Below are 23,901 nucleotides of genomic sequence, written 5' to 3'. Positions count from 1 at the left end.
TGCAACTTTCGCCACGCGCCCGGGCGGGTCGTGGACGACGGCCGGCGACCGCCCCACCACCGCTATCGGCCACCGCACGCCGACCTCCACCGGGGCCCGCCCGCGGATCAGGGACCGGGTGGTTGGATGAGGCCCATGCCAGGCACCAATCTGACCCGCGACGAGGCGGCCACCCGCGCCGCCCTGGTCGACGTCGTCTCCTACGTCGTCGACCTCGACCTCTCCGACGCCACCACCTCCGGCGTCGAGACCTTCGGCTCCACCACCACGCTCACCTTCACCTGCCGCGAGCCCGGTGCGGACGCCTCCACCTTCGTCGACCTCGTCGACGCCGACGTCCACGAGATCGTGCTGAACGGCGAGCCCGTCGCCCTCGACGCGTACGCCGACAGCCGCATCGCGCTGCGCGGCCTGCAGGGCGAGAACGTGCTCGTCGTCCGCGCCGACTGCCGCTACTCGCACACCGGCGAGGGTCTGCACCACTTCGTCGACCCCGCCGACGGCAAGGTCTACCTCTACACGCAGTTCGAGGTGCCCGACGCCCGGCGCGTGTTCGCGACCTTCGAGCAGCCCGACCTCAAAGCGCCCTTCACCTTCAACGTCACCGCACCGGCGCACTGGAAGGTCGTCTCCAACGCGACGACGCCCGAGCCCTCCCCCGTGCGCGACGGGGTGGCCCTGTGGGCCTTCGAGCCCACCAAGCCGATGTCGACCTACATCACCGCGATCGTCGCCGGCGACTACTACGAGGTGCAGGACGTCTACGAGGGCGCCCACGGCACCATCCCGCTGGGCCACTACTGCCGCCAGTCGCTCAAGGACTACCTCGAGCGCGATCGCGACGAGATCGTCACGCTGACCAAGCAGGGCTTCGCGTTCTTCGAGGACGCCTTCGGCTATCCCTACCCCTTCGGCAAGTACGACCAGCTTTACGTGCCGGAGTACAACATGGGCGCGATGGAGAACGCCGGTGCCGTCACGCTGCGCGACGAGTACCTCCCCCGCTCGCGCCAGCCGCGTTCGTTCTACGAGTTCCGCGCCTCGGTGATCCTGCACGAGATGGCCCACATGTGGTTCGGCGACCTCGTGACGATGAAGTGGTGGGACGACCTCTGGCTCAACGAGAGCTTCGCCGAGTGGGCCTGCTATCACGCCGAGGCCCTCGCGACGTCCTACGACGACGCCTGGACCGGCTTCGCGAACGCCCGCAAGCAGACCGGCTACCGCGCCGACTCGCTGCCCTCCACGCACCCGATCGCCGCCGACAACCACGACCTCCACGCCGTGGAGGTCAACTTCGACATGATCACCTACGCCAAGGGCGCCTCGGTGCTCAAGCAGCTGGTGGCGTGGGTCGGCCTGGAGCCCTTCCTCGCCGGGCTCAAGCAGTACTTCCACGACCACGCCTTCGCCAACACCGAGTTCAGCGACCTCCTGGCCGCGCTGGAGAAGGCCTCGGGTCGCGAGCTGGCCGGGTGGGCGCAGGAGTGGCTGCAGACCGCCGGCACCAACACCCTCTCCCCCGACCTCGAGGTCGGCGAGGACGGCGCGTACTCGGCGTTCGCGATCGTGCAGACGGCTCCCGAGGACCACCCCACCCTGCGCCGCCACCGCCTCGGCATCGGCTTCTACGACAGCGACGAGGCCGGCCGCCTCACGCGCACCGACTACGTCGAGGTCGACGTCGAGGGGGCGCGCACCGAGCTGCCCGAGCTCGTCGGCCGCCGCCAGCCGGCGCTGCTGCTGCTCAACGACCAGGACCTCGCCTTCGCGAAGATCCGCCTCGACGAGCGCTCCCTCGCCACGGCCGTCGGTCGCCTCTCCGATCTCGACGACTCCCTCGCGCGGGCCCTGGTGTGGAGCGCGGCCTGGGACATGACCCGCGACGCGGAGATGGCCGCCGGCGACTACGTCGAGCTGGTGCTCGGCAACATCGGCGCCGAGACCGACGCGTGGGGCGTGAGCCGCATCCCCGCCTACGCCGCCCAGACGGTCACCTCCTACAGCGACCCCGCCCGACGCGCCGACCTGGCCGCGCGCTGGGAGCAGGGCCTGCGCGGACTGCTCGAGCAGGCCGCGTCGGGCACCGACCACCAGCTGACCTTCGCTCGCTCCTACGCCGCAGCGGTGCGCAGCGACGCAGGTGCCGATGCCCTCGAGGCACTGCTTGCCGGCGAGTGGCAGCTCGAGGGACTCGAGATCGACCAGGACCTGCGCTGGACCCTCCTGGGCGCCCTGGCTCGACTCGGCCGTGCCGACGACGCCCGGATCGACGCCGAGCTGGCGAACGACAACACGATCTCCGGTCAGGAGAAGGCTGCTGCCGCCCGGGCCATGCAGCCCACCCTCGAGGCCAAGGAGCGGGCCTGGACCCAGGCCCTGCTCGACCCCACGGTGCCGAACGAGACGCAGCGCAGCGTCGTCCTGTCGTTCTGGCAGCCGGGGCAGGAGGAGCTGCTGACGCCCTTCCGCGAGCGCTACCTCGCCGAGGTCGCCGGGGCCTGGGAGCGTCTCGGCGCCCACAAGGCCTCCGTGGCCCTGGAGTTCATCTTCCCGCGCCTGCTCGCCGACCAGACCACCGTCGACCTCGTCGACGCCTGGCTCGACGAGCACGCGGGCACCGTGAACCCCGGCGCCGTGCGCTACGTGCGCGAGGGCCGCGCGGAGGTCGCGCGGGCGCTCGCAGCGCAGGCCTGCGACGCGGCCCGCTGAGGGGCGGTCGCACCCGGCACACGACGACGGCCCCGGCCGTCCGGGGGCTTCGGCCCCGCGGACGGCCGGGGCCGTGTCGCGTCGAGCTGGTCGGTCCTCGCCGGAGCGTCAGGACAGCGCGCTGTCGGCGAGCTGCTCGATGCCGCGCGTGAGCCCTCCGGCGAGATCGCCGGCGGCGAACCGCTCGGTCATGACGGCGACGGCCGCGGCGGCCTCCTCGTCGGTGAGCCGCTCGCGCACGTGACCGCCGGTGACGATCTCGACGTGGCGGCGGCCGGGGTCGACCATCACGAGGACGCTACGGGCCGGCAGGGTGAGGGTGTTGTGCAGGCTGGTGGAGAAGTCGCGGAAGTCGCCGGTCGAGGTGCCGACGTAGACCGAGATCTCGGCGCGGCACGCCTGCTCGGCGCGACGGATGGTGACATCGAGGGCCGCCCGCTCGGCCGGAGTCAACCCTGGGCTGCCCTGGATGGCCATCGGACTACCAGCTCCCGCCGGCGCCGCCGGCCTTGGAGTCCTCGGTGTCGGGAGCAGCCAGCTCACCGGCCGCGCGGTTCGGGCCGCCGAGCCACTGGTTCTCGGGCACCTTCGCGTCGGGGCGGAGGTTCTCGCCACGGGCCAGCGCCGGGGCGACGTACAGCAGGGTGATGACGACGAAGAGCAGCAGCGGGATGCCGCCGAGCACGAGGAAGGCGTGGAGGAGGTCGATCGACGGCTCCTTCTCCCACCCGCCGCCGGGGATCGGCTCCGGGGTGTCGGCCGAGGCGGCGACGGCCGTGCCGAGCAGGATCATCGCGGAGGTGGTCGCGACGGCGCTCGCGACGGCCAGACGGCGGGCTGCGGTGGTCATCACGGGCAGGAGGATATCCTCCCTCGCCGCCGAGTTCCGCGCCGGTGCCGCCAGCCGGGCGCGGGATGCGTCACAGATGCGATGCTCAGGTGGCTTTGCAAGGATGAGCAGATGCCTGGGACAACGCTGACCGCCCTGTTCGCCAGCGCACTCCCCGCCGCGCTGGCCTCGGCCACCACCGGCTCCGGAGCGAGCCCGTGCGCCGAGGGCGAGCAGACCTGCGAGCTGATGTGGGACTGGTTCGGCAACCGCACGCTCGCCAACTGGTCCGACGTGCTGATCGGCAAGCCGCTCGCCGTCCTCGGCCTCGTGCTGGGCGGCCTGCTGGTGCGCTGGGTGCTGCACCGCCTCGTCGACCGGGTCGCGCTGCGCGCCGAGAGCGGCGTCCTGCCGGAGCGCGTCGAGAGCGCCATCGCGGCCCGCCGCAAGCAGCGGGCGGCCACGATGGGCGGCGTCCTGAAGAGCATCGTGACCTTCATCGTGGTGGCGGTCGTCGGCACCATGGTGCTCAGCGAGTTCGGCGTCGACATCGCACCGATCATCGCCAGCGCCGGCATCCTCGGCATCGCCCTCGGCTTCGGCGCCCAGTCGCTCGTGCGCGACTTCCTCGCCGGTGTCTTCATCTTCATCGAGGACCAGTACGGCGTCGGCGACGTCGTCGACCTCGGCGAGGCCGGCGGCACCGTGGAGGCGGTGACCCTGCGCATGACGCGGCTGCGCGACATCGAGGGCACCGTCTGGTACGTGCCCAACGGCGAGATCGTGCGGGTGGGCAACAAGAGCCAGAACTGGTCGCGCGCGGTGGTCGACGTCAACGTCGGCTACGGCGAGGACCTCGCACGCGTGCAGCGGGTGCTGCGCGAGGTGGCCCACGACCTGCGCGAGGACGACGAGGTGGGCCGCTACATCGTGGAGGAGCCCGAGGTGACCGGGGTCGAGATGCTCGCGGCCGACTCGGTGACGGTGCGGGTGATGGTCAAGACCGCGCCGCTGGAGCAGTGGGCCGTGGCCCGCGAGCTGCGCCAGCGCATCAAGGCCCGCTTCGACCACGAGGGCATCGAGATCCCCTTCGCCCAGCGGGTCGTGTGGCACCGCGAGGACCGCCGCACGCCGGACGCCGCCGACGGCGGCGCTCCCCAGGGCTCCCCGGCCCCGCAGCGCAGCGGTGCGGCGGGCGAGGGATGATGGTCGCGTGACGCAGCAGCCCCCGCAGTCCGCGCAGCCGCCGGCGTCGTCCTTCTACGACGAGATCGGCGGCGCCGACACGATCCGGCGCATCGTCGCCCGCTTCTACGAGGGCGTGGCCGGCGACGCGCTGCTGCGCCCGATGTATCCCGAGGCCGACCTCGGGCCCGCCGAGGAGCGCTTCCGCCTCTTCCTCATGCAGTACTGGGGCGGGCCGAGCACCTACTCCGAGCTGCGCGGCCACCCGCGCCTGCGCATGCGCCACGCCCCCTACCCCGTCGACGAGGCCGCCCGCGACCGCTGGCTGCTGCACTTCCGTGCCGCCCTGGACGACGCCGGCCTCACCGCCGAGCAGGACGCGCGGTTCTGGGACTACGTGACCCACGCGGCCACGTTCATGATCAACACCCCCGGCTGAGGCAACGCGGCGAGCGCCGACCGGCGCCGGGGGCGGGGGCGTGAACGAGAACACGTTCTATTTGACGGCTAGGCTGCCGCCCATGCCGCTGCAGATCACCGACGACGCGCGCGTGCGCACGATCGTGCTGGACCGCCCCGAGGCGCTCAACGCCTTCGACGAAGAGCTCTACGACGCGACCGCCGACGCACTCCTGGACGCCGCCGCCGACCCCGGCGTGGCCGTCGTCCTGCTGACGGGGGCAGGGCGCGCGTTCAGCGCCGGCACCGACCTGATCGAGATGCACCGCATCGCCACCGACCCCACTTTTGTGCGCGGGCGACACGGCTTCGTGGGCCTCGTCGACGCGCTCGTGGAGTTCCCGAAGCCGCTGGTGGTCGCGGTCAACGGCCTCGGTCTCGGCATCGGCGCCACGATCCTGGGCTTCGCCGACCTCGCCTTCATGGCCGAGGGCGCCCGCCTCAAGTGCCCCTTCACCTCCCTCGGCGTGGCCCCCGAGGCGGCCTCCTCCTACCTGTTCCCCCAGCTGATCGGACGCCAGGACGCCGCGTGGATGCTGCTCTCGGCCGAGTGGATCGACGCTGCCGAGGCGCAGCGCATGGGCCTGGTGCGGCAGGTCTGCGCCCCCGAGGAGCTGATGGACGTGGCGCGCGCGCACGCAGCCGTGCTCGCCGCCCGACCGATCTCGTCGCTGATCGCCGTCAAGCGCACGATGACCGCGCCGCACCGCGAGGCCGTGCGCGCGGCTCGCGAGCGCGAGAACGAGGCGTTCGCCGAGCTGATGGGCGGGCCCGCCAACCTGGAGGCCCTCACCGCGTTCGCCGAGGGACGCGAGGCCGACTTCACCGCGCTGCCACCGGGCTGGTGATCGCGCCGGACCCCCGGCCCGACGGACCGCGTCGCCGCGTCAGGCGGTGACGCCGAACGCGCCCAGCACCGCCTCGCGGTATCCGGGAGGCGCCGCCACCGAGCGCTGGGTCTCGAGGTCGAAGAGCACCAGGACGACGCGCGCCCGCGCGAGCACCGTGCCCCCGGCGGCACCGCCGGTGCCGTCGGTGATCTCGGCGTCGATCGTCATCGACTTCGTGCCGAAGGCCGTGATGCTCGTCCAGGCGTCGTAGGGCTCCTCGCGCAGCGTGATCGGCGCGACGTAGTCGAGGTCGGTCTGGGCGACGACCACGTTGAGGCGCGGGAAGTCCTTCAGCGGCTCGCGCAGCTTGCGGAACAGCGCGATGCGCGACTCCTGGAAGTACTCGACGTACTTGACGTTGTTGACGTGGCGGTAGATGTCGAGATCGGAGAAGCGCACCTGCACCGGGTAGTGCGCCGCGTGGGCGCGCGGCACCTCGAGGCGCAGGGGCTGCGAGGGCTCGCGACCGACGGGGGCGTCGTCCGCGTAGACCGCCAGCGCCTCGCGCTCGGCCGGCAGCAGGCGGCGGGGGGCCTGCTCGACCGCGTCGACCGGCGCGAGCACCGTGCGGGCGCGCAGGTAGACCGTGCGCGATCCGTCGTCCTGCTCGTCGTAGATCTCGTGCTCGAGGGCGAAGGAGGCCGTGCGCAGCTGCGAGACCCACGAGTCGACCGAGACCGACGAGCGGCGGAACAGCAGCGGGGCCGCGAAGGTGATCTCGTGGCGCACGACCACGTAGGCGCCGGTGGCCTGGGCGCTCACGCCGGCCGCTGCCGCGCAGCTGCACAGGAGGGCGCCGCGCGCCTCCTGGAGGTAGTCGACGTACTTCACGTTGTTGACGTGCCCGAGCAGGTCGAGGTCGGCCCAGCGCAGCGGGCACTCGTAACGGTGGCGCACGGCGCGCATCGTCGCATCCACCGCGCGGTTCCGCGCGGGCGGTCCACCGACCGAGGGGCTCCGCTGTGGCTCCGGCCACCGTCGCGTGCTCGAGCCGGTCGCCGACTAGAACACGTTCTCGGTCCCTGGATGGGCAGGTCGCGGGCGGGCACTAGGCTGGCGCGGTCGACGGAGCCGCCGTCACCGCCAGTCCCCGAGGAGGACCCATGCCCGAGGCCGTCATCGTCTCAGCCGCCCGCACCCCGATCGGCCGCGCCAACAAGGGGTCGCTCAAGGACTTCCGGCCCGACGACCTCGCCGCCCTCATCGTGCGCGAGGCGCTCGCCAAGGTGCCCGAGCTCGACCCCAACGACGTCGAGGACCTCTACCTCGGCTGCGGCCTGCCCGGCGGCGAGGCCGGCAACAACATGGCCCGCGTGGTCACCACGCTGCTGGGCTACGAGATCCCCGGCGCCACGACCACCCGCTACTGCGCCTCCTCGGTGCAGACCACCCGCATGGCCTTCCACGCCATCAAGGCGGGCGAGGGCGACGTCTTCATCTCCGCCGGCGTCGAGGCCGTCTCGCGCTTCCAGTTCGGCACCTCCGACCACATCCCGAACACGCGCAACCCGCTCTTCACCGACGCGCTGGCGCGCACCGACGAGTACGCCCAGGGCGGCAAGGTGTGGCACGACCCCCGCGAGGACGGCCTGCTGCCCGACATCTACATCGCCATGGGCCAGACGGCCGAGAACGTCGCCTCGATCCGCGGCCTCAAGCGCGAGGACCTCGACCACTTCGGCGTCCGGTCGCAGAACCTCGCCGAGAAGGCGATCGCCGACGGCTTCTGGGCGCGCGAGATCACCCCGGTGACCCTGCCCGACGGCACGGTCGTCAGCGCGGACGACGGCCCGCGCGCGGGCGTCACCTACGACGCCGTCAAGGACCTCAAGCCGGTCTTCCGCCCCGACGGCGTGGTGACGGCCGCCAACTGCTGCCCCCTCAACGACGGCGCCGCCGCCGTGGTGATCATGAGCGACACCAAGGCCGCCGAGCTCGGCCTCACGCCGCTCGCGCGCATCGTGTCCACCGGCGTCTCGGGCCTCTCCCCCGAGATCATGGGCCTCGGCCCGGTCGAGGCCACCCGCAACGCCCTCAAGCACGCGAACATGACCATCGACGACATCGACCTCGCCGAGATCAACGAGGCCTTCGCCGCGCAGGTGCTGCCCTCGGCCGAGGACCTCGGCATCCCGCTGGAGAAGCTCAACGTCAACGGCGGCGCCATCGCCGTGGGCCACCCCTTCTGCATGACCGGCGCCCGCCTGCAGAACACGCTCATCAACTCGCTGCAGTGGCACGACAAGTCCACCGGCCTCATCACGATGTGCGTCGGCGGCGGCCAGGGCATGGCGCTCATCCTCGAGCGCCTGAGCTGAGCCGTCCCCGCGCGGGCGGGGACGACCTCGATGTCGGCGGCGGGTCGTAGCCGTGCGGGCCAGGAGCCCGCAGGCACGGCCCGCCGTCGTCGTTCGTCGTCCTCCAAGCGACCATCGCGCCCGCCGCGCGCCTTCCCGCGGCACCGGTGGCACCGGTGGAACCCAGGCGTGGCGTCGCCGCGCGCGGCGCGACGCGCGTGAGACCCCACCACTTCTAGACTGAGCCCATGCGCACAGGGGAAGCGACCGAGCCGCGATGGCTCGACCACGACCAGCAACGTGCGTGGCGCGCCTACCTGCTCGGCACGACCCTGCTGCTCGACCGGATCGACGAGGACCTGCGCCAGGAGTTCGGCATCGCCGCGGCGGAGTACGAGGTCCTCGTGCGACTCTCCGAGGCCGAGGGCAACCGCCTGCGGATGGCCCACCTGGCCGCCTCGCTCGCCCACAGCCGCAGCCGGGTCACCCACACCGTCAAGCGCATGGAGGCCGCCGGCCTCGTGGAGCGACGTGAGTCGAAGGAGGACGGGCGAGGTGTGGTCTGTCACCTGACCCGGGCCGGCCGCCGCCTCCTCGAGCGCGCCGCCCCCAGCCACGTCGAGACCGTGCGCACCAGCCTGGTCGACCTCGTCGACCCCGCCGACCTCGCCGCCCTCGGCCGCGTGATGAACGCCGTGGCCGACAAGCTCATCGCCGGCCACCCCGAGCGCGAGATGCGCTGACCCGCTCGTCGGTAGCGCTCACCGGATCTCGAGACGGCGCTGGCGCGCCTCCTCGATCACCGGAGGGCCCGGGGCCGGTGCGCCTCCTCGATCATCCCAGGGTCTAGGGCTGGCGCCCCGCTCGGTCACCGCACGTCTGGCCGCCCGACCACCTGACACCGAGCGAGCGGCGACCGCGCGCGCGGCAGCGTGTCGCCCGCGCCGAACGCGCGTCGACCCCGGGCGCGGGCCCGAAGGGTCCCGCCCGGGGTCGACCGGCGACACGCTCGCGCAATAAGACTCAGTCGCGGGTGAGGCGGCGGTGGGTGACGCGGTGGGGGCGGGCGGCCTCCGCGCCGAGGCGCTCGATCTTGTTCTGCTCGTAGGAGTCGAAGTTGCCCTCGAACCAGAACCACTGGCCGCCGTCCTCCTCGGTGCCCTCCCAGGCGAGGATGTGGGTGGCGACGCGGTCGAGGAACCACCGGTCGTGGGAGGTGACCACGGCGCAGCCGGGGAAGTCGAGGAGGGCGTCCTCGAGGGAGCTGAGGGTCTCGACGTCCAGGTCGTTGGTGGGCTCATCGAGCAGCAGCAGGTTGCCGCCCTGCTTGAGCGTGAGCGCGAGGTTGAGACGGTTGCGCTCACCGCCCGAGAGCACGCCGGCGAGCTTCTGCTGGTCGGGGCCCTTGAACCCGAACGAGGCCACGTAGGCGCGGCTGTTCATCTCGAAGTTGGCGACCTTGATGAAGTCGAGTCCGTCGGAGACGACCTGCCAGACGTTCTTCTTGGGGTCGATGCCGCCGCGGCTCTGGTCGACGTAGGAGATCTTGACCGTCTGGCCCACGGTGAGCTTGCCGGAGTCGGGCTCCTCACCGCCGGTGATCATGCGGAACAGGGTGGTCTTGCCGACGCCGTTGGGGCCGACGACGCCCACGATGCCGGCGCGCGGCAGGGTGAAGCTGATGTCGTTCCACAGGATGCGGCCCTCGAAGCCCTTGGTGAGGTCCTGGGCCTCGAGGACGACGTCGCCGAGCCGCGGGCCGGGCGGGATGTTGATGTCGGCGGCGTCGATCTTGCGCGCCTTGTCGGCCTCGGCGGCGAGCTCCTCGTACCGGGCCAGACGCGACTTCGACTTGGTCTGGCGGGCCTTGGCGTTGGAGCGGACCCACTCGAGTTCCTTCTCGAGCATCTTGGCGCGCTTGGCGTCCTTGGCGCCCTCGACCTTGAGGCGCTCCTTCTTGGTCTCCAGGTAGGTGGAGTAGTTGCCCTCGTAGCCGTGGATGGAGCCACGGTCGACCTCGGCGATCCACTGGGCGACGTTGTCGAGGAAGTACCGGTCGTGGGTGACGGCCAGGACGGCGCCCGGGTAGGACTTCAGGTGGCCCTCGAGCCACTGCACCGACTCGGCGTCGAGGTGGTTGGTCGGCTCGTCGAGCAGCAGGAGGTCGGGCTGCTGGAGCAGCAGCTTGCAGAGCGCGACGCGGCGGCGCTCACCACCGGAGAGGTTGTCGACGAGGACGTCGGAGGGCGGGCAGCGCAGGGCGTCCATCGCCTGCTCGAGGCGGCTGTCGATGTCCCAGGCGTTGATGTTGTCGAGCTCGGTCTGCAGCTCGCCGGTCTCAGCCATGAGGGCGTCCTGGTCGGCGTCGGGGTCGCCCATCTCCATGTAGGCGTCCTCGAGACGCTTCATCTTGGCCTTGATGTCGGCCACGGCCTCCTCGACGTTCTCCAGCACGGTGGCGCCCTCGGTGAGCGGGGGCTCCTGCTGCAGCATGCCGACGGTGGCGTCGGGGTCGCGCACGATGTCGCCGTTGTTGGGCTGGTCGAGCCCGGCCATCAGCTTGAGCAGCGACGACTTGCCCATGCCGTTGGGGCCGACGACACCGATCTTGGCGCCGTGCAGGAACGACAGGGTCACGTTGTCGAGCACGACCTTGTCGCCGTGGGCCTTGCGGACGTTGCGCAGGGAGAGGACGTATTCCGCCATGGGGGCAAGGCTACGCAGCCGCGCCCCCGCTGTGCGCCTCGGGGGCGGCGGTCGCGGGCCCCGACTCCGAGGCGTCGCCCTCCTCCGGCGCGGCCGTCGCCGTGGAGGCGTTGTCGCGGGACCTGGTGAACACCGCCGTGCCCCTGCTCAGGTCGTGCCCGATGGTCACCGCCTCGATCTCGAGGGCCAGGGTCTCGACGCCGGCCTTCGAGACGTAGCTGCGGTGCTCCAGCCGCCCGTGGACGACGACCGGGTCGCCCTGCGCGAGCGAGGCACCGGCCAGGCTCGCCAGCCGGCGCCAGGCGGTGACGGAGTACCACTGGGTGGTGCCGTCGACCCAGGCTCCGGTGGAGCGGTGGAAGTGACGCGGGGTGCAGCCGATGCGGAAGCCGAGCACGGGCACGCCGGCGACCTCGCGCAGCGTGGGAGTGCTGCCGATCCAGCCCTGGATGGTGACGATGGTGTCGTTGGCCACGGGTCCTCCTCGAGACGAGGACGCCGCACCGTGCGGCGTCCGAGGAGCACCAGTGCACCGCAGTGCGCCGCTCGCCGAGCCGTCGCCGCGGGCCGCCTGTGGACAGGCCCCAGGAGACGAGCGCCTGTGGACGCCGATCGCCCCCGGATGGGACACCAGGGACCTCGGGTACGGGGCTGGGCTCAGCCGCGCGCCCGGTCGACGCCGCGCCGGTAGGCGGCGTAGGAGGTGACCTCGGCACCGACCGGAGCGACGACCTCGCGGGCAAGGACCTCGTGGACGACCTCGCGCAGCTGCTCGTCGACATCGTCGGCGCGCGCCGAGGCCAGCGAGCCCACGAGGAAGCGGCCCACGACCGCCAGCACGAGGCCGAGCACGAGCGCCCCGATCGCGGCGGCGGCCGGGAGCGGAAGTCCGAGGAGGCGGGCGGGAGCGTCGTCCTGGACGAGGGTGAGGGCGTACCAGGCGGCGGCGCCGACGGCTCCGAGCAGCAGCAGCCACTGCAGCAGCCGCAGCGCCCCGACCCACACGGGCAGCCGGGTCGAGACCGGCACCTGCGCGAGGTCGCGGTCGAGGTGGTCGCCGATCTCGCCCAGGCGGGCGGTGGCGGCGGCGCGCACGCGCACGGCCCAGGGCGGGCCCACGCTCTCGCCGACCTCGTCGGCGAGCCCGCGCACGGCGGTGTCGACGCCTGCGCGATCGGCGGCGGCCATGCGCGGCTCGTGGGGCACATCGGTGCCGCGGAGCAGCAGGGCGAGCGGCGGCCAGGCGACCGCGGAGCGGGCCCGACGGCTCACGGTGCGCTCCAGCGCGTCGACCACGGCGGGCACACCGGCGGCCTCGGCCACGGCGTCCTCGAGGTCGCGCACGCGCTGAGCGGCCACCTCACGGGCGGGCACCGTGCCAGCGGCGTCCTCGAGCCGGCCGAGGACGGAGGCGAGGTCGGCGCTCACGCGATCGGCCGCGGCTGCCTTGCCCTCGGCACGGCGACGGATCTCCGAGCGCAGGGTGTCGAGGCCGATGCCCTGCTTGGCCGAGATGGCGAGCACCGTGACGTCGGGCAGGCCGTCCTCGGCGAGCAGCCGTCGGACGTCGGCGACCATCGCCTCGCGACGGTCCTCCGGCACCGTGTCGATGTGGTTGAGCGCGACCAGGATGACGTCCTGGTGTGTGGCGAGCCGCTTGAAGTAGCGGTCGTGCACCGCGGCGTCGGCGTACTTCTGGGGGTCGAGGATCCAGACCATGAGGTCCGCGGTGGCCACGAGACGATCGACCTCGAGGTGGTGGGAGACCTCGGTGGAGTCGTGGTCGGGCAGGTCGAGCAGCACCACGCCGTCGAGGTCGCGGTCGTCGTCGCCACCGCGCCGGCTGTCGAGCATCGAGTCGCGCATCGTCTGGTGGCGCGGGGGGATGCCCAGCCACTGGAGGAGATCGTCGGCGCCCTCGCTGCCCCACACGAGCGCGGTGGCCCACGAGGTGGTGGGACGACGCACGCCCACCGAGGAGAGCTCCAGACCCGTGAGCGCGTTGTAGGTGGACGACTTGCCCGACCCGGTGGCGCCCGCGATTGCCACGACGGTGTGCCGCGCGGAGAGGCGCAGTCGGCCGGTGGCGCGGTCAAGATCGGCCGCGAGCTCGTCGAGCACGGCGTCCGGCGCGTGCCCGCGGGCGGCGTCGATGGCGGCGCGGAGCCCGTTCGCCCGCTCACCGAGCGCGGTGCCTCGCAAGGCGAGATCGGCGGGCACCGGCGCGGTCGTCGCACCCTGCGGGCCGGACGAGCCCCCCAGATCCTCGAGACCCTGCGTCACAGGTGACCACCCGTTCCCTTCTTGGCGGCGGCGAACCGCACGTCGTCCACACGCCGCGCCGCCTGGCGCAGCTGGTCGGGCGCGTCGGGCTTGAGCTGCCACTGCGCCGCCGGGGCAAGGTAGCGAGCGCGCTCGCCCGCCATCAACCCGGCCAGTCGTCGCTCGAGCGTGCCGCGGGCCTGGTCGACCACCCGGGTGGTCGCCGCGTCGCCCAGCACGGTCTCGAGCAGCTCGCGGCCCAGTCGCAGCGACTCGGCCGCCTGACCGCTCGGCCGGGTGCCTACGACGGCCACCACGGCGAGCGCCACCGACAGCCCGCGCGCCCCGAACGCGAGGAAGCGCGCGGTGTGGCGGGCCTCCCCCGACTCGTGCCGCACGAACTCCTGGAGCTCCTCGAGCCAGCCCCGCACCTCCTGCTCGGTGCGGGCGCGTAGCGCCCGACCGGCGCGGGTGAGGTCGTCGGTGGTGGCGCGCAGCAGCGCGGCGCCGTGATCCCCGCCCGCCCACTCCTGCGAGGCCTCGGCGGCCGCACGCTCGGCGTGGTCGGCCACCAGCGCCTCGAGGGCCATCTCGACGGCCAGCGCCACCCGCTCGGCCTGCTGGGGCTTGCCCTTGATCGCATTGACGAGCCGCTCGCGCACGAAGCCGACCTTGGCCTCGAGCGTGCGCACGAGCTCGCCGCTGCCGGCGAACTCCTGCCAGCGGGCGAGCAGGTCGCCGCGCAGGAGGGTGCCGTCGGCGGCCGCGGCGAGCAGCGCTGCCGACGCCTCGTCGTACACGCGGTCGGCCACGGCGAGCAGCTCGGCGACGGCGTCGACCTGGACGGCGGCGGCGTCGGCGATCGGGAACGCCTTGCGGGTCACCGTGCGCACGGCACCCGCCACCGACTGGGCGATGATGTCGCGCCGAGCCGCGCTGTCGGCCGCGAGCGCGCGCAGCCAGCCGCGGATCTCCTCGCCGTAGGCCGCGGGCAGCTTGCCCGCGTCGTCCACCGGGCCCTGGGGCACGGCGAAGAGGGGGCTGTCCTTCAGTCCACGGGCCGCCATCATGCGGGCCAGGTGCACCGAGACCGTCGCGATGTCCTCGCCGGGGGTGCGGCTGAGCACGAGGGCGACGGCCGTGTTGCGCTCGACCGCGACCTTGAGGTGGTCCCACGGCACCTGGTCCGAGTAGCGGGCCGCGGAGGTGACGAAGAGCCAGAGGTCGGCCGCCGAGAGCAGCTGGGCCGCGAGCTCGCGGTTGCGCTCGTCGACCGAGTCGACGTCCGGAGCGTCGAGGATCGCCAGGCCGGCGGGCACGGCGGGGCTCGGCACCAGCTGGATGGCCGACTGGTCGTCGGTGGCGCTGTCGACGCGCGCGAGGTCGGGCAGCAGCCGGTCGGCCCCGAACCAGCGGGCGTCGTCGGGGTGGTGCACCAGCACGGGCGAACGGGTGGTGGGCCGCAGCAGGCCGGGCGCCGTGACGCGCTCGCCGACGAGGGTGTTGACGAGGGTGGACGTGCCCGAGCCGGTCGAGCCCCCGACCACGACCAGGAGGGGAGCCTGCACCTGGGCGAGGCGCGGGATGACGTAGTCCTCGAGCTGACCGATCACCTGGGTGCGACCCTCGCGCAACGGCTCGACGCCGGGCAGGTCGAGCGGCAGGCCGGCCGCCTTGAGGGCGTCGTGGAGGCGCACGACCTCGGTGAGCATGCGGCTGGAGAGGTCGTCGCGGTGGGCGGCACCGCGCAGGCCGCTGCTGCTCGGGGCGCCACCCTCGACGGTGAAGGGGTCACGGGTCATCGCTGGGGAACCACCTGTCCGGGGAAAGCGATCCGGGGTCGAACCGATTGGATGCGGGTGACGAAGTGCTGGCCGCGCACCTGCCAGTCTGCCGGGGCCGTGCCCCGGAGGAGCCGGTGGTGCAGGAAGCCGAGCTCGATGACGGCCTGCTGGTAGGCCCGCATGGCCTTCTCCCCCTCGGGGCCGCCTGCGATGCGGGCGAAGCGACGAGCGGCGCGGCGTGCCCGCAGGTCGACGACCCAACCGATGTCGGAGCCCGGGAGCAGTCCGCGCTGCGCGGCATCGGTGAGCGCGGCGTGGAGCAGGCGGGCCTCACGGCTGCGCGCCCACCAGCCCAGCAGGGCCACACCGACGAACGCGGGCGCCATCACGAGCAGGTAGACGACGTAGAAGGCACCGGGGGCGAGGAGGGTGGAGCCGTTCCACAGCCCGTGGGCGATCACCGCCAGCACGTAGCCGCCGAGCGGCGCGAGCAGGCGCACCGACCGCGACCGGGAGCCGACGGCGATGCCGATGCCGATACCGGTGAACGCGGTGAAGAGGGGGTGGGCGAACGGGCTGAAGACGCAGCGCAGCACGAAGGTGACGGTGATGGCGGTGATGCCGCCGGGGCCCATGCCGTCGGTGCCGTTGTAGGCCGCGGCGAGGTAGAGGATGTTCTCGGTGAAGGCGAACCCGACACCGACCATGCCGGCGTAGACGATGCCGTCGAGCACGCCGTCGATCTCGGCGCGGCGCCACCAGAGCAGGAGCACCAGGAACGCACCCTTGCTGAACTCCTCCACCACGGGCGCCACGACGGCCAGCGAGGCCGAGTCCGTCCAGCCGACGAGCCAGCCGCCGAGCCCCTGGACGACGATGGCGACCGTGGTGGCCACGAACGCACCCCACGCCAGGCCGGCGAGCAGCAGCGAGCGGGGTTCGGGTTCGTACCGGTCGAGCCACAGGTAGGCGACCAGCACGGGGCCGACCGGCACCGCGGCGAGCGCGGCCGCGGTGATCGTCGTCCCCGGTGCGCCCGAGAGCGCGAGCACGAGCAGTGTGGCGATGGCGCCGACGCCGACAGCCGCGGCCACCACGATGGTGAACGCGAGATTGTTGCGCGGCGCTGCGGACATGGACAGGAGCCTATCTGTCGGCCCCGGGGGTCAGGCGGGCGCCGCGTACAGTGAGCCGGGTGAGCGAGGAGACCCCCGACGACCAGCTCCGCACCGAGCAGCACGACCCGGCCGTGCCGGAGGCCTACGCGGCCTTCATGCGCACCGGCTGGGACGATCGTCCCAGTCACGTCGAGCGGCACCCCGTGGCCGACCTGGCCGCCGCCCGGCGCACCCGACTTGCGGAAGTGTTCCCGGGCGAGCGGCTCGTGCTCCCCGCCGGCGGCTACAAGGTGCGCGCCTACGACACCGACTACCGCTTCCGCCCCGACACCGCGCACACGCACCTCTCGGGCAACCAGACCTCCGACGCCGTGCTGGTCGTGGAGCCCGACGGCTCGTCGTCGCTGTACGCCCGCCCGCGCTCGGGACGCGACAGCGACGAGTTCTTCCGCGACCGCCAGTACGGCGCCCTGTGGGCCGGCAAGCGTCCCTCCGCCGAGGAGCTCGAGGCCTCCCTCGGCCTGCCGGTGCGCCACGTCGACCAGCTCGCCGACGACCTGCGCACCTCCGCCAAGACGCGGGTGCACCGGGGCGTGTCGGGTGCGGTCGACGTCCTCGTGGACGGCGACGCGGGCCGTGACGCCGAGCTGGCCCGGGTGCTCTCGGAGATGCGCCTGGTCAAGGAGCCCTGGGAGCTCGAGCAGCTGCAGCAGGCCGTCGACGCGACCACGCTGGGCTTCGAGGACTGCGTGCGCGAGTGGGACGGCGTGCTCGAGCACGGCGAGCGCTGGCTGGAGGGCACCTTCTTCCGCCGCGCGCGCACGATGGGCAACGACCTCGGCTACGACTCGATCGTCGCCGGCGGCTCCCATGCCACCACGCTGCACTGGATCGAGAACTCCGGCCCGATCGTGCCCGGCGAGCTGATCCTGCTCGACATGGGTGTGGAGAACGCGCACCTCTACACCGCCGACATCACCCGCACGCTGCCCGTCAGCGGCCGGTTCACCATGCTGCAGCGCGACCTCTACACGCTGGTGCTGCAGGCCCAGGACGCGGCGCTGGCGGCCCTGCGCCCCGGCGCCCGCTTCCTCGCCGGCCACGAGGCGGCGATGGTCGTCCTCGCGCACGGCCTCGACGACCTCGGGCTCCTGCCGGTGAGCGCCGAGGAGGCCCTCGCCCCCGACTCGCGCGTCTACGCGCGCTGGACCCTGCACGGCGTGAGCCACATGCTCGGCATGGACGTCCACGACTGCGGCCACGCCGCTCCCGAGGCCTACCGCGATGCCGAACTGGCCGAGGGCATGGTGCTCACCGTCGAGCCCGGCCTCTACTTCCAGGCCGACGACCTCCTCGTGCCCGAGGAGCTGCGCGGCATCGGCATCCGCATCGAGGACGACGTCGTGGTCACCGCCGACGGCGTGCGCAACCTGTCGTCCGCGCTCCCCCGCACCCCCGACGCGATCGAGGAGTGGATGGGCCGCCTCCGCGGCTGATCTCACCCCCTCCCCCACTCCCCGCGGGCGGCCCGCTCATCAGTGGTCGCCGCGGGGGGCGGTTCACCAACGATTTTTGTCCCATTTCGCCCTCAGAGGCGACAAAAATCGTTGGTGAACCGCAGGCCACGGCGACCACGGACGCGGGAGGGGCGGGGTCAGAGGCGGGAGCGGAAGGCGGCGGCGGTGCGGCGGCGTCCGGGCACCTCGGGGGCGGCGCCGGCGCGCAGCTCGGCGAGCACCCGCACGCTGAAGTCGACCGGCGACTCCCCCGGCTGCAGGCCGCCCCCGGCCGGGCGGAGGAACTCCACCGTGACGCGCGGACGCCGCGGCAGGCGGACGACGTCCACGGTGCCGTTGATGCGACACCCCACCACCGTCGCCTCCGGAACCGCGGCGGCCAGGCGCCCGAGGCCGGCGCGGGCGCGCAGCACCCCGCCGAGGGAGCGGGTGCCCTCGGGGAAGATGCCGATGCAGGCGCCGGCGCGCAGTTCGTGCTCGGCGGCGTCCATGGCGGCGTCGTTGCTCGCGCCGCGCTCCACCGGGATGTGGCCCATGCCGTCCATCAGCAGCGCGACACCCCGGGTCTTCCACAGCGTCGACTTCGACAGCGCCCGCACGGGGCGCACCCGGCGGGCGGCGACGGCCACCGCGATGGGGTCCCAGTAGCTGTCGTGATCGGCGGCCAGCAGCACGGGCCCGGTGGGCGGCAGGTGCTCGAGGCCGCGCACCTGCAGGCGCGACCACCGCTCCATGATCGGAGTGCCGATCGCGAGGACGGCGCGGTAGGCGGGAGGGAAGGCGGCCGGATCGGTGCTCACGGTGGCCATCATCGTCCTGCTCGCTCGAGCCGGCGGACGACGCGCGGGGTCACACCAGCGCGAGCGTGTCGAGCTCGCGCAGCGCGGCGCACGAGCGGGCGACCATCGCCGCGAACATCGCATCCCCGCGCTCGGTGCGGGCTCCGTAGGCCTGGCCGAACACCGCCACCAGCGGCCCCTGCACCTGCGCGAAGCGGTAGTCCTCCCAGCACTCCTCCAGGCCGTGGTCGCCGACTCCGTGCGCGACGAGCGCGCGCTGGTAGGCCGCGACCAGATCGCGCTCGACCTCGCGCCGCACCGCGGGCTCGAGGCTGGTGGCGACCACGTAGGCGAGGTCGCGGGCGGGCAGACCGAGGCTCAGCGTCTGCCAGTCGACCGCGACGACCCCGCGCGATCCGCCGGGCGGGAAGAGCAGGTTGTCGAGGCGGTAGTCGCCGTGCACCGGGGCGAAGCGGTGCGCGCGGCCCGGCGCGAGGGTCCAGCGCTCGATCGCCGCGCCGAGCGCGCGCAGGGTGGCGGCGTCCTCGCTGCTCACCAGGTGGCCGAGCTGGTCGAGGAAGAGCTCGATGGTGGGCTCGAAGAGCTCGGCGAGCAGGGCGGCGTGCTCGGGGCCGTTGAGGGCGAGCCCGTCTACCTCGAGCAGCGAGGGGTCGCACCAGCGCGGGCCGTGGAGGCCGGCCAGGTTGACCACGGCGTCCTCGACCTGGGCGGGTGTGGCGCCGGCGACCTGGTCGCCCTGCTCGAGCGGCGCGAGGTCGGCGAGCAGCAGCACGAAGGCACCGCCCTCGGCCGCCATCGCGGCATGGTGGACGGCGGGCACGCGCACCGCGAGCGTCGGGGCGAGGTCGCGGTAGAAGCGCACCTCCGTGCGGTAGGGGTTGGCGAGGAGCTCGCGCGCAGCGGGATCGACGGCGGGCAGCTTGGCCAGCACCGTGCGCGGGAGCGCGTCGTCGCCCGTCAGCCGCAGCCGGTAGCAGGTGCCGATCTGACCGGTGCCGACGCGCGTGGGCACCGCGTCGTCCACCCGCGCCCCGAGGGCGAGGCTGAGCCAGGCGGGCGTGAGCTCCTCGATCTCGCTGACCAGGGGCACCTCGGCAGAGGTGGCGGGGCTCATGGCTCCGCCGTCCATCCGGGGTTGACCGGCAGCCGGTCGAGGCGGGCGTCGCGCACCTGCGCCCAGGCCTCGACCACCGGCTCGAGCTCGGCCGGGGTGGCGCCGTGCAGCACCACCGAGTCGGCGCCGGCGTCCAGCTGCTGCTGGATGCGCTGCGCGCACTGCTCGGCCGAGCCGGACGCCGAGGCCGCCAGCCACTCGGCGGGCAGTGCCTCCGCCTGCAGGCGCCAGAGCTCCTCGACGCTGCCCACGGCGTCGAAGGCACCGGGGTAGCCCTGCACGAGAGGGTGCTCGCGGAAGCGCTGCAGGGCCGCCGGGTCCCACCTGTTCGCGGCGACCAGCACATCGCCGTAGCCCTGCAGGTAGGTGGCCAGCCGCCCCACGAGCTTGCGCAGCCGCAGCTCCTCCGGCACGGAGTCCTCGACGGTGGCGAGCACCGACCAGATGCGCACGGACGACGGGTCGCGCCCCGCCTGCTCGGCCGCCCCGCGCACAAGCGCGACGGCGCGGGCGAGGGTCTCGTCGGTGAAGAACGTGTGCAGGACGACGCCGTCGGCCACGCGCCCGGCCAGGCGCAGCGAGCGGTCGCCCATCGCCATCATGAGCACGGGGATGCGCTCGTCGAAGGAGGAGTCCTGGGAGAGCAGCGGGTACTCCCCCGCCGGGCCGCTGTGCCCGAAGGCCTCGCCGCGCCAGAGCCGGCGGTAGATGCCGATGGCGTCCTCGAGCTGGGCGCCGGTGACGCGCGGCAGCCCCATGACGTCGAAGAGCAGGTCGATGCCGCGGCCCAGCCCGAAGGCGTAGCGCCCGCCGCTGAGCCGGTGCAGAGTGACGGCCATCGTGGCGGTGACGAGCGGGTGGCGGGTGTTGTGGTTGGTGGCGGCGGTGGCGATGCCGATGCGCTCGGTCGCCGAGGCCGCGGCGGAGGCGAGCACGCCGGCGTCCTTGGCGTTGAAGCGCTCGGAGAGGAAGACGCTGCCGATGCCGATGCGCTCGGCCAGCCGCGCCTCGTCGAGCAGCTCGCGCGGCGAGGGCGCGTGACCCGCCAGGCCGTAGCAGGCGATCTCGGGCATCGGCGTCCTCACGCGGCGAGCATCGCACCGCGCCGCACCCGCGTCTAGAACCTGTTCCAGTTCGCCCGGGCGGTGCCCTTGCGACTTCCGAGTAACCCGCGGGGCAGCAGAGACTGGCCAGGTGTCCACCGATCACCTGCCCCGCGCCCGCAGGACCGCCACCGCGTCGTCCTACTCCCTGACCATGCGTCTGCACACCACCGTCGACCACGGGGTGGTGGGCGAGGTCGCCACCGCCATCGCCGCCGCCGGCGGCATGGTCACCGCGATCGACGTGGCGGAGTCGAGCAACGCCCGGCTCACCGTGGACGTCACCTGCTCGGCCGCCGACGCCGAGCACGCGGCCGAGCTGCAGACGGCTGTGGCGGCCGTGGAGGGCGTGGAGGTGCACAAGGTCTCCGACCGCACCTTCCTGCTGCACCTCGGTGGCAAGATCGAGGTGGCCTCCAAGGTGCCGCTGAAGACCCGCGACGACCTCTCGCTCGCCTACACGCCGGGCGTCGGTCGGGTCTCGCTCGCGCTCGCCGCGCACCCCGAGGACGTGCGCCGCCTGACCGTGAAGGGCAACAGCGTCGCCGTGGTGACCGACGGCTCGGCCGTGCTCGGCCTCGGCAACATCGGGCCCGGTGCCGCGCTTCCGGTGATGGAGGGCAAGGCCGCCCTCTTCAAGCGTTTCGGGGAGATCGACGCCTGGCCGATCTGCCTCGACACCCAGGACACCGACGAGATCGTGCGGGCCGTCGAGCTGATCGCCCCCGGCTTCGGCGGCATCAACCTCGAGGACATCGCCGCCCCGCGCTGCTTCGAGATCGAGGCCCGCCTGCGCGAGCGCCTCGACATCCCCGTCTTCCACGACGACCAACACGGCACCGCCATCGTCGTGCTCGCCGCCCTCACCAACGCCCTGCGCGTGGTGGGCAAGAAGCTCGAGTCGGCCCGCGTGGTCGTCTCGGGCGCGGGCGCCGCCGGCACCGCCATCGTGAAGCTGCTCCTCGCCGCCGGTGTCGAGGACGTCGTGGTGTGCGACCGCGCCGGCGCCCTCGTGGCCGGGGACGACGCCCTCTCCCCCGCCCACGCCGAGCTCGCCGGCCTCACCAACCCGTACCGCCGCGCGGGGCTGCTGCCCGACGTGCTCGCCGGCGCCGACGTGTTCATCGGCGTCAGCGCCCCCGGTGCGCTCAAGGAGGAGTGGATCCCGACGATGGCCGACGACGCCGTCGTCTTCGCCCTCGCCAACCCCGACCCCGAGATCGACCCGGCCGCCGCCGCCCGCCACGCCGCCGTCGTGGCCTCGGGCCGCTCGGACTTCCCGAACCAGATCAACAACGTGCTGGCCTTCCCCGGCGTCTTCCGCGGCCTGCTCGACGCCCGTGCCTCGGGCGTCAGCGTGGAGATGATGCTGCGCGCCGCCGAGGCGATCGCTCTCGTCGTCCGCGACGAGGAGCTGAACGCGAGCTTCATCATGCCCTCGGTCTTCCACCCCGAGGTGCACCAGGCGGTGGCGGCCGCGATCGCCGCGAAGCCGGAGGCGGCCTCGGGGGCCTGAGGGGCCCCGCCGAGGCGGTAACCTCTGCCCCCTGGCCCCCGTGGCGCAACTGGATAGCGCAGCGGGTTTCTACCCCGCGGGTTGCAGGTTCGAGTCCTGCCGGGGGTGCCACGTGCCCGATGCTGGGAGGAGAGGCGATGACCGAGCCGGAGTCCCTCGACGACCGCCTCGTGCGCCACGACGTGCCGACCCCGCGCGGCGTCGTCCTCCTGCTCCACGGCGGCGGCGAGGGCGAGGTCGACATGGCCGTGGCAGGAAAGTACGCCGCGTACGTGCGCATGGTGTCGCTGCACCGCTGGGTGCGCGGCGCCCTGGCGCGGCACGGGGTGTCGTCCTGGGTGCTGCGCAACCGCTACGTCGACTGGGGCGCGCGCCCACCCGGCCTCGTGGACGACGAGCCGCCGTCGGTCACCGATGCGCGCGAGGCGATCGCCCGCATCCGCGCGGTGCACCCGGGACGGTCGATCGTGCTGCTCGGCCACTCGATGGGCGGGCGATCAGGGCTGCGCGCGGCTGACGAGCCCGGCGTCGTCGGACTGGTCGGACTGGAGCCGTGGCTGCCGGTGGAGGAGTCACCGGCACCGCTGGCCGGTCGGCACGTGGCGCTCGCGGCCTCGCCGCACGATCCCGAGGTGCCGCTCGCCACGGTGCGCGCCTTCGCCCTGCGCGCCGAGGCCGAGGCCGCGTCGGTGCACGTGCGACGGATCGGCTGGAACCTCGGACCCCTCAACCGTGCGGCAGGGCACGGCATGACGACCGCGCTGCGCTCGTGGCACCGCTTCGCGACGATCCAGAGCGTGCGGATGGTAGACCGCGCCGAGGCGGCCCGCCGCGCCTGAGCCGGCTGGCACGGCCGCGCCCGACTGGGGCGTCATGACGCCGGGTACCCGGCGTCATGACGCTCTCCCACTCCCCCGTGGTCGTCGCCGCCGAGCCGGCCGCCGCTCTTGCCGGCACCGTGGCCGAGGCCGCCGACCTCGCTGGCCGCGGCTTGGCCGGGCTGACGCGGGCGCTCGGCGCGTTGCGACCTGCGGACAAGCCGCTGCATCCGCGGGGAACGACCTTCGCAGCCGAGCTCACCCGGCACCGCTCCTCGGACCCGATCGGCGTGCCGTGGCTGGACCAGGCCGGCACCGACCAAGTGCTCGTGCGCCTCTCCCGCGCGGTGGGGCTGCCGGGTCCACTCCCGGACGTCGCCGGACTCGCGCTGCGACTGCGCCGCGGGCAGACCCGCTACGCCGACTTACTGCTCGCGAGCACCGGATGGAACCCGGTCTCGCGCCACCTGCTGCTGCCGGCACTCGGCAGCGATGCGCCGATGACGAGCCTCCTGCCCTACCGCAGCCCCGCCGGACCTCTCGTCGTCGGCGCTCGCCCGCGACGCGACGACGCCACGCGCTTCACGCTCAGCTGGGCGATGGTGGGCGGACACTGGCACCCGTTTGCCGACCTGACACTCACCGACGAGTTGCGCGACGGCGCCGACGTGTCGTTCGACCCGGTGCTCAACCCGCTGCCGGGGCTGGAGCAGTACAACTGGGTCGAGCGGGTTCGCGGGCGGTCCTACGCCGCCGCGCGCCGCTCACGCTGACACGCGGGCCGACACCGA

The 23,901-nt window shown here is 73.3% G+C and carries 21 protein-coding genes and 1 tRNA gene; 11 read left to right on the top strand and 11 right to left on the bottom strand.

Features of this window, described 5'->3' with window-relative positions; genetic code table 11:
* Positions 1-135 precede the first annotated feature (135 nt).
* Positions 136-2,712, top strand: a complete 2,577-nt coding sequence (gene pepN / locus ACERUN_RS18840; protein WP_370291647.1) for an aminopeptidase N — start codon at positions 136-138, stop codon at positions 2,710-2,712.
* 108 nt (positions 2,713-2,820) lie between these two features.
* Here pepN and ACERUN_RS18835 read toward each other — a convergent pair whose 3' ends face one another.
* Both ACERUN_RS18835 and ACERUN_RS18830 read right to left on the bottom strand, forming a co-directional pair.
* Entirely contained in the window at positions 2,821-3,189 is a 369-nt protein-coding gene (locus ACERUN_RS18835) for a DUF5130 family protein (RefSeq protein ID WP_370291646.1), read from the bottom strand.
* Between the two features lie 4 nt (positions 3,190-3,193).
* A complete protein-coding gene (locus ACERUN_RS18830; RefSeq protein WP_372740705.1) occupies positions 3,194-3,562 on the bottom strand; it encodes a hypothetical protein in 369 nt (122 codons plus the stop codon).
* Between the two features lie 111 nt (positions 3,563-3,673).
* On the opposite strand from ACERUN_RS18830, the gene ACERUN_RS18825 reads away from it, so the two are divergent.
* The 3 genes from ACERUN_RS18825 to ACERUN_RS18815 all read left to right on the top strand — a co-directional run bounded on the left by ACERUN_RS18825 (position 3,674) and on the right by ACERUN_RS18815 (position 6,033).
* Positions 3,674-4,747, top strand: coding sequence for a mechanosensitive ion channel family protein (locus tag ACERUN_RS18825; protein ID WP_370291644.1), 1,074 nt, complete (start codon positions 3,674-3,676; stop codon positions 4,745-4,747).
* A 7-nt stretch (positions 4,748-4,754) separates the two neighbouring features.
* Complete coding sequence (locus tag ACERUN_RS18820; protein ID WP_370291643.1) at positions 4,755-5,165, top strand: globin; 411 nt, start codon at positions 4,755-4,757, stop codon at positions 5,163-5,165.
* Positions 5,166-5,247: 82 nt separating this feature from the next.
* A complete protein-coding gene (locus ACERUN_RS18815) occupies positions 5,248-6,033 on the top strand; it encodes an enoyl-CoA hydratase/isomerase family protein (RefSeq protein ID WP_370291642.1) in 786 nt (261 codons plus the stop codon).
* 39 nt (positions 6,034-6,072) lie between these two features.
* Here ACERUN_RS18815 and ACERUN_RS18810 read toward each other — a convergent pair whose 3' ends face one another.
* On the bottom strand, positions 6,073-6,981 hold the full coding sequence (locus ACERUN_RS18810) for an acyl-CoA thioesterase (protein WP_370291641.1): 909 nt from the start codon (positions 6,979-6,981) through the stop codon (positions 6,073-6,075).
* Between the two features lie 197 nt (positions 6,982-7,178).
* Between ACERUN_RS18810 and ACERUN_RS18805 the strand changes: the two genes are divergently transcribed.
* Together ACERUN_RS18805 and ACERUN_RS18800 are read left to right on the top strand one after the other, a co-directional pair.
* The gene (locus ACERUN_RS18805) at positions 7,179-8,393 is read left to right on the top strand and encodes an acetyl-CoA C-acetyltransferase (protein ID WP_370291640.1); all 1,215 of its coding nucleotides are present in this window, start codon (positions 7,179-7,181) and stop codon (positions 8,391-8,393) included.
* Positions 8,394-8,620: 227 nt separating this feature from the next.
* Positions 8,621-9,115, top strand: coding sequence for a MarR family winged helix-turn-helix transcriptional regulator (locus ACERUN_RS18800; RefSeq protein ID WP_370291639.1), 495 nt, complete (start codon positions 8,621-8,623; stop codon positions 9,113-9,115).
* A gap of 280 nt (positions 9,116-9,395) precedes the next feature.
* Here ACERUN_RS18800 and ettA read toward each other — a convergent pair whose 3' ends face one another.
* From ettA to ACERUN_RS18775, 5 genes are all read right to left on the bottom strand, one after another.
* A complete protein-coding gene (gene ettA, locus ACERUN_RS18795) occupies positions 9,396-11,078 on the bottom strand; it encodes an energy-dependent translational throttle protein EttA (protein WP_370291638.1) in 1,683 nt (560 codons plus the stop codon).
* Positions 11,079-11,088: 10 nt separating this feature from the next.
* Positions 11,089-11,553, bottom strand: a complete 465-nt coding sequence (locus tag ACERUN_RS18790) for a single-stranded DNA-binding protein (RefSeq protein WP_370291636.1) — start codon at positions 11,551-11,553, stop codon at positions 11,089-11,091.
* A 182-nt stretch (positions 11,554-11,735) separates the two neighbouring features.
* Complete coding sequence (locus ACERUN_RS18785; RefSeq protein WP_370291634.1) at positions 11,736-13,298, bottom strand: GTPase; 1,563 nt, start codon at positions 13,296-13,298, stop codon at positions 11,736-11,738.
* A 59-nt stretch (positions 13,299-13,357) separates the two neighbouring features.
* Positions 13,358-15,142, bottom strand: a complete 1,785-nt coding sequence (locus ACERUN_RS18780) for a dynamin family protein (protein WP_370291633.1) — start codon at positions 15,140-15,142, stop codon at positions 13,358-13,360.
* Positions 15,139-16,260 carry a PrsW family intramembrane metalloprotease gene (locus ACERUN_RS18775; protein WP_370291632.1) on the bottom strand — a complete coding sequence of 374 codons (1,122 nt, stop codon included), beginning with the start codon at positions 16,258-16,260 and terminating at the stop codon, positions 15,139-15,141. The genes ACERUN_RS18780 and ACERUN_RS18775 overlap by 4 nt, the downstream gene beginning before the upstream one ends.
* 59 nt (positions 16,261-16,319) lie before the next feature.
* On the opposite strand from ACERUN_RS18775, the gene ACERUN_RS18770 reads away from it, so the two are divergent.
* A complete protein-coding gene (locus ACERUN_RS18770) occupies positions 16,320-17,738 on the top strand; it encodes an aminopeptidase P family protein (RefSeq protein ID WP_370291631.1) in 1,419 nt (472 codons plus the stop codon).
* Positions 17,739-17,896: 158 nt separating this feature from the next.
* On the opposite strand, the gene ACERUN_RS18765 is transcribed toward ACERUN_RS18770, so the two are convergent.
* The 3 genes from ACERUN_RS18765 to ACERUN_RS18755 are packed head-to-tail and all read right to left on the bottom strand — an operon-like array spanning position 17,897 to position 20,758.
* Positions 17,897-18,559 (bottom strand): lysophospholipid acyltransferase family protein, encoded by a 663-nt coding sequence (locus ACERUN_RS18765; protein ID WP_370291630.1) that lies wholly within the window; start codon positions 18,557-18,559, stop codon positions 17,897-17,899.
* Positions 18,560-18,608: 49 nt separating this feature from the next.
* Positions 18,609-19,673 carry a phosphotransferase family protein gene (locus tag ACERUN_RS18760; protein WP_370291629.1) on the bottom strand — a complete coding sequence of 355 codons (1,065 nt, stop codon included), beginning with the start codon at positions 19,671-19,673 and terminating at the stop codon, positions 18,609-18,611.
* Entirely contained in the window at positions 19,670-20,758 is a 1,089-nt protein-coding gene (locus ACERUN_RS18755) for a TIGR03857 family LLM class F420-dependent oxidoreductase (protein ID WP_370291628.1), read from the bottom strand. Before ACERUN_RS18755 ends, ACERUN_RS18760 begins: the two co-directional genes overlap by 4 nt.
* A 172-nt stretch (positions 20,759-20,930) precedes the next feature.
* Here ACERUN_RS18755 and ACERUN_RS18750 point away from each other — a divergent pair, with 172 nt between their 5' ends.
* The 4 genes from ACERUN_RS18750 to ACERUN_RS18735 all read left to right on the top strand — a co-directional run bounded on the left by ACERUN_RS18750 (position 20,931) and on the right by ACERUN_RS18735 (position 23,883).
* Positions 20,931-22,292, top strand: coding sequence for an NAD-dependent malic enzyme (locus tag ACERUN_RS18750; protein ID WP_370291690.1), 1,362 nt, complete (start codon positions 20,931-20,933; stop codon positions 22,290-22,292).
* 34 nt (positions 22,293-22,326) lie between these two features.
* Positions 22,327-22,403 (top strand) — tRNA-Arg (locus tag ACERUN_RS18745).
* A gap of 26 nt (positions 22,404-22,429) precedes the next feature.
* Positions 22,430-23,131 (top strand): alpha/beta hydrolase, encoded by a 702-nt coding sequence (locus ACERUN_RS18740; RefSeq protein ID WP_370291627.1) that lies wholly within the window; start codon positions 22,430-22,432, stop codon positions 23,129-23,131.
* Positions 23,132-23,187: 56 nt separating this feature from the next.
* Positions 23,188-23,883 (top strand): hypothetical protein, encoded by a 696-nt coding sequence (locus ACERUN_RS18735; protein WP_370291626.1) that lies wholly within the window; start codon positions 23,188-23,190, stop codon positions 23,881-23,883.
* The last annotated feature ends 18 nt before the right edge of the window (positions 23,884-23,901 follow it).

The sequence above is a fragment of the Nocardioides sp. genome (genome assembly GCF_964229035.1).
Classification (GTDB): Bacteria; Actinomycetota; Actinomycetes; order Propionibacteriales; family Nocardioidaceae; genus Nocardioides.
Note: the sequence above shows the minus strand (reverse complement) of the source record. Positions and strands in the feature narration are given on the sequence as shown.